The organism is Brevibacterium sp. (assembly GCF_052105255.1).
GTDB classification, from domain to species: Bacteria; Actinomycetota; Actinomycetes; order Actinomycetales; family Brevibacteriaceae; genus Brevibacterium; species Brevibacterium linens_B.
On sequence record NZ_JBQDYQ010000024.1, the window covers coordinates 41,411 to 46,639 of the forward strand.

Sequence of the window (5,229 nt, forward strand, 5' to 3'; positions counted from 1 at the left end):
GTCATCGCGCAGCAGTGCGACAAGCGCCGGCACATCGGCCTCGGTGGCGCGGCGGATGGTGAACGTCCGGCCGGCCGACACCAGGGTCTCCGGGGAGAAGCCGTCGAAGCCCCGGCCCGATCGGCCATCGTGCGCGGTCGCCTCGGCGGTCATCGGCCCGTGGGTTGAGCTGATGACGCACTCGCGGCTGCAGGATCATGGTCGGGCGCATCGACCGGCGGCTTGCCGTAGGGGCGACGAGCGAAGAGGGAGGCGACCACGGCGCCGGAGACGTTGTGCCACACGCTGAAGACCGCCCCGGGCAGTGCGGCGAGCGGCGAGAAGTACGTGGTGGCCAACGTCGAGGCGAGACCGGAGTTCTGGAGTCCGACTTCGAAGGACAGCGCACGTCGCGTCGGGGTGTCGAGACGGCAGGCCGTGGCCACACCGTAGCCGATGCCCAGTCCGAGCAGATTGTGTGTGACGACGGCCAGCAGAACGAGCACACCGGCTGTGGCGATCGAACCCGCCGAGCCGGCTACGACGATTGCGACGATGTAGGCGATGGCGATCGAGGCGAGCCATGGCAGCACGGGCGAGATCATGTCGACGAACTTCGACGCGAGCACTCGGACGAGGACGCCGACGATGACCGGCACGAGCACGGTCTGGCAGATCGAGACGAACATCGACCAGAAGGGCACATCCATATACGAACCCGCCAGCCACAGGGTCAGCAGCGGGGTGAGCACGGGAGCGCACAGCGTCGACAGGGTCGTGATCGACACCGACAGCGCAGTGTCGCCCTTCGCCAGATAGGTCACGACGTTCGACGCGGTGCCGCCGGGCGCGCAGCCGACGAGGATGACACCGACGGCGATCTCGGGAGGAAGCGAATAGACGGTCACGACGAGGAGGCCGAGCAGCGGCATCGCCACGAACTGAGTGACGACGCCGAGCACCGCAATCCACGGCCGCTTGGCGATGCGAGCGAAGTCGGGCAGCGTCAGGGTCAGCCCCATGAAGAACATGACCACGCCGAGCGCCCACGTGATCGACGGGGCGAGAGGCGTGAAGGCGTCGGGCAGCAGGAACCCGAGCACCCCCGCAATGACGACGAAGACCGGCAGGGCCGTGACGGCGATGATCGAACTGCGGTCGGCGGCGTGAGCGGCAGTGCCCCCGGAAGCCGGGTGTGCTGGCGTGTGTGACATGGGTACAGACTACTCCGCTCATATTGGCATGCGAGACGCAGGCCCAGATATTGAGACCCTTTCAGCGGCCAGACAGTGAGACCCACTGCGCCCGCAGACATGGCCTTGTCTGCGGCCGGACAGGGAAGACTGTGTCTGCCTGGGAGAGGGCCGCCGGCGACGACGGTCGCCGGCGCCCCCATCGGAGCGGTCGTGTCAAAATGGAGCCATGACGTATAACCTCATCCTGCTGCGCCACGGCGAAAGCGAATGGAACCAGAAGAATCTGTTCACCGGATGGGTCGACGTGACCCTGACCGACAAAGGCCGTGCCGAAGGCAAGCGCGCCGGTGAGCTGCTGCGGGAGAAAAGCCTCATCCCCGATGTCGTCTATACCTCGCGGCTCAAGCGCGCGATCCTGACTGCGAACATCGCGCTCGAAGCCGCCGACCTGTCATGGCTCGACGTCCACCGCAGCTGGCGCCTGAACGAACGCCACTACGGCGCACTGCAGGGCAAGAACAAGAAGGAGATCCGCGACGAGTTCGGCGAAGAGCAGTTCATGACGTGGCGCCGCTCTTTCGACACCCCGCCGCCGGCACTGGCCGACAGCTCGGAATTCTCGCAGGCCGGTGAAGCCCGCTACGCCAATCTCGGCGATGCGCTGCCCCGCACCGAATGCCTCGCCGACGTCATCGACCGCCTCCTGCCCTACTGGTACGACACACTCGTGCCCGAACTCACCGTCGGCAAGACCGTGCTCGTGGCCGCCCACGGCAACTCGCTGCGCGCACTGGTCAAGCACCTCGACGGGATCTCCGATGCCGACATCACGGGGTTGAATATTCCCACTGGCATTCCGCTGCACTACGAACTCACCGAGGATTTCACCCCGGTCACTCCCGGCGGCACCTACCTCGACGCCGAGGCGGCTGCGGCAGCGATCGGCCAAGTCGCCAACCAGGGACGCTGAGCCGGACGCAGACGCTGAGCCGGACACAGTCGCTGAGCCGGACGTAGACGACGATCGCCGAGGTCTCGGCGATCGTCATCTGTGCGGTCTGCGCGTGCGTGTGTGAGTCCGTGCGACGCGGGCCTCACTTCTTCGACAGGTAGGGCTCCCAGTTGCCGGTGAGCAGGTACTCGACCTTCTGCGACACGGAGACTGCGTGATCACCGAAGCGCTCGTAGTAGCGCGAGAGCAGGGTGACATCGGCGATATGACGGGGAGCCAGCGAACCGGCCGGAGCTTCTCCGAGCTTCCCGAACACGCTCAGGTGAAGCTCATCGAGTTCTTCGTCGATGGCGTTGATCGTGGGCACATCGGACAGGCCGGGATTCGAGAGCAGGCTCTGCGTCGCCTCGGCGATCCTCTCACCGGACTCGCCCATCCGCGCGAACACGGATTCGAAGCCTTCGGGGATCGCGGACTCCGGATAGCGGATGCGCACCTGCTGGGCGATGTGACGGGCGAGGTCGCCCATACGCTCGAGCGATGCCGACATCCGCAGCGAGCCGATGACGGCGCGCAGATCCGCAGCCACCGGAGCCTGCAGGGCAAGCATCTCGGCGGCCTGCTGATCGAGGGTGAACTGCATGTTGTCGATGACGGAGTCGGCCTCGATGACCTGCTCGGCAAGCTCGAGATCATTCGAATGCAGCGCCTGATTGGCCAGGCGGATGGCGTCGAGGACCTTGGTGGACATGCCGACCAGCTGGGTGGCCAGATCATCCAATTCGTTTCTGAAGACTTCGCGCATGAACTGCGGTTCCCTAACTCTTGATCGTGACAATCGGGAGTGACTGTCGGCGGTGCTTGGCGTCCTGAGGGGTGCCCGCGATTCCGGTCCGCACCCTCAACGGGGGGGAAGCAGAGGGCAGGAACGACGGGGAACGCAGGCACACAGACGTCAGCTTCGCATGATCGAGTGAACGACTCCAGACGAGAAGGTGAATTCCTCGGCAAATACTGCCAGCAGAAGTGAATTCGGTGCGCCGGGACGATGGACAGCGCCTAAGCTTGAGGCTGTGGATCTCTTAGTCGTGGCGGTCCTGACCGGCGTCGTCGGCCTGGGCCTGGGTATAGCGGGAATTCTGGCGTTCCGATTCAGCGAACGCTCCCGCGATGCTGCCGATCTGCATTCCGAGGACGACCTGCCCGAAGGCATCGCCGAAGTGCTGGCCGTCCTGCCCTCGGCCGCGATCGTCATCGACGCCGGTGACGACGTCGTCAAGGCGTCGCCGGCCGCATACACGTTCGGCCTGGTCAGAGGTCATTCGCTGGCATCGCCGGAGATGCTGCGCGTCGTCGGCCGCGTGCGCGCCCGCGGTCTCATCGAAGAGATCGACCTCGAGCAGACACGGGAGAACTCCGAATCCGTGCTCCGCTACCTCCACGCCCGCGTCGCGCCCCTGGGAACCTCCTTCGTCCTCGTCCTCTGCGACGACCAGACCGAATCCAAACGCGTCGACGCCGTCCGCCGCGACTTCGTCGCCAACGTGTCCCATGAACTCAAAACGCCGATCGGTGCGATGGCTCTGCTCGCCGAGGCTGTCACCGACTTCGCCGACGACCCGGCCGCAGTCGAGCGCTTCGGCGGCAGAATGCAGCGGGAGTCGAAGAGGCTGACCCAGCTGGTGCAGGAGATCATCGACCTCTCCCGCGTCCAGGATCACGCCGCTCCCGCGACGACCGAGAAGATCTCCGTCGCCGAGGTGGTCGACGATGCCGCTGACCGTGCCCGGACCGGGGCGGAGGGCAAGAGCATCCACATCGAGGTCTCCCCGCCGAGCGACCTGCTCATCGAAGGCAACTACGAACTGCTCGTCAATGCGGTGCGCAACCTCATCGACAACGCCGTGAACTACTCGCCGGAGGGCACTCGAGTCGGCGTCGGAGTCGACCTCGTCGACGAGCGCATCGAGATCGCCGTGACCGACCAGGGCATCGGCATGACCGCTCAGGACACCGAGCGCGTCTTCGAACGCTTCTACCGGGTCGACCCGGCTCGCTCCCGGATCACCGGCGGCACCGGGCTGGGGCTGAGCATCGTCAAGCACATCGTCGCCACCCACGGCGGTGAAGTGCGTGTGTGGAGCCAGCTGAACAAGGGATCGACATTCACGATCGTGCTCCCGCTGGCCGGAACCGCAGCCGATGCCGCCGCCACCGATTCGGCACCGGCCGGAGTTCTCATCGAACACTCCGCAGATTCGACCGGGACCTCTTCGGCGGATGATGACGAACTGACGGCAGCCGCCTCGGCGACAGAAGACGATCACACGGGGTCCGCCTCGGCGGACGACGACGGGCACGGCACCGCCTCGGCGCATGACGATGGGCACGGCACCGCCGCCTTCGGCGTGGACGACCCGGCCGACGACAACGGCAAGCCCGCCGATGATAATGGAGACGGCGGGGCGACCGCCGACCCATCCAAGGATCTGACCGAAGAAAGCGAACAAAGGAAGCTCACAACGTGACTCGTATTCTGCTTGTCGAGGACGAAGATTCGTTCTCGGACCCGCTGTCGTACCTGCTCGGTAAGGAAGGGTACGAGGTGACGGTCGCCGATGACGGGCTCAAGGCGCTCGCGGAGTTCGACCGCACCGGCGCCGATCTGGTCCTGCTCGACCTCATGCTGCCCGGGGCGTCCGGCACCGAGGTGTGCCGCGAACTGCGGGCGAAATCCAATGTGCCGATCATCATGCTCACGGCCAAGGATTCGGAGATCGACAAGGTCGTGGGGCTCGAGCTCGGCGCCGATGACTATGTGACGAAGCCGTACTCCTCACGTGAGCTGCTGGCTCGTGTGCGGGCGGTGCTGCGACGCAATGTCGAGACCGAGGAATTCGACGATGAGTCCGTGCTCGAGGCCGGGGGAGTGCGCATCGACGTCGAACGCCACGTCGTGTCAGTGCGCGGTGAAGAACAGTCCATGCCGCTCAAGGAGTTCGAGCTGCTCGAGATCCTCGTGCGCAACTCCGGCCGCGTGATGACCCGCGGTCAGCTCATCGACCGGATCTGGGGCGAGGACTACGTGGGCGATACGAAGAC

General features: G+C 65.6%; 5 protein-coding genes. 3 read left to right on the forward strand and 2 right to left on the reverse strand.

Annotation, left to right across the window (positions count from 1 at the left end; genetic code table 11):
* Positions 1–149: 149 nt before the first annotated feature.
* Entirely contained in the window at positions 150–1,193 is a 1,044-nt protein-coding gene (locus ACTIIH_RS08685) for a bile acid:sodium symporter family protein (RefSeq protein ID WP_441090142.1), read from the reverse strand.
* A 208-nt stretch (positions 1,194–1,401) separates the two neighbouring features.
* On the opposite strand from ACTIIH_RS08685, the gene ACTIIH_RS08690 reads away from it, so the two are divergent.
* Complete coding sequence (locus ACTIIH_RS08690; RefSeq protein WP_169253238.1) at positions 1,402–2,145, forward strand: phosphoglyceromutase; 744 nt, start codon at positions 1,402–1,404, stop codon at positions 2,143–2,145.
* 124 nt (positions 2,146–2,269) lie between these two features.
* Here the strand turns inward: ACTIIH_RS08690 and phoU are convergent, their stop codons facing one another.
* Positions 2,270–2,932, reverse strand: coding sequence for a phosphate signaling complex protein PhoU (gene phoU, locus ACTIIH_RS08695; protein WP_441090143.1), 663 nt, complete (start codon positions 2,930–2,932; stop codon positions 2,270–2,272).
* A 268-nt stretch (positions 2,933–3,200) separates the two neighbouring features.
* Between phoU and ACTIIH_RS08700 the strand changes: the two genes are divergently transcribed.
* Together ACTIIH_RS08700 and ACTIIH_RS08705 are read left to right on the forward strand one after the other, a co-directional pair.
* Positions 3,201–4,655, forward strand: a complete 1,455-nt coding sequence (locus ACTIIH_RS08700; protein WP_441451455.1) for a sensor histidine kinase — start codon at positions 3,201–3,203, stop codon at positions 4,653–4,655.
* Positions 4,652–5,229: response regulator transcription factor (locus tag ACTIIH_RS08705; RefSeq protein WP_441451456.1), on the forward strand; the 578-nt coding region annotated here is incomplete at its 3' end. The genes ACTIIH_RS08700 and ACTIIH_RS08705, both read left to right, overlap by 4 nt.

Excerpts from the sequence above, each read along its gene's own strand:
- ACTIIH_RS08690 (WP_169253238.1), top strand. The coding sequence starts at position 1,402 with ATGACGTATAACCTCATCCTGCTGCGCCACGGCGAAAGCGAATGGAAC.
- phoU (WP_441090143.1), bottom strand. The coding sequence starts at position 2,932 with ATGCGCGAAGTCTTCAGAAACGAATTGGATGATCTGGCCACCCAGCTG.
- ACTIIH_RS08685 (WP_441090142.1), bottom strand. The coding sequence starts at position 1,193 with ATGTCACACACGCCAGCACACCCGGCTTCCGGGGGCACTGCCGCTCAC.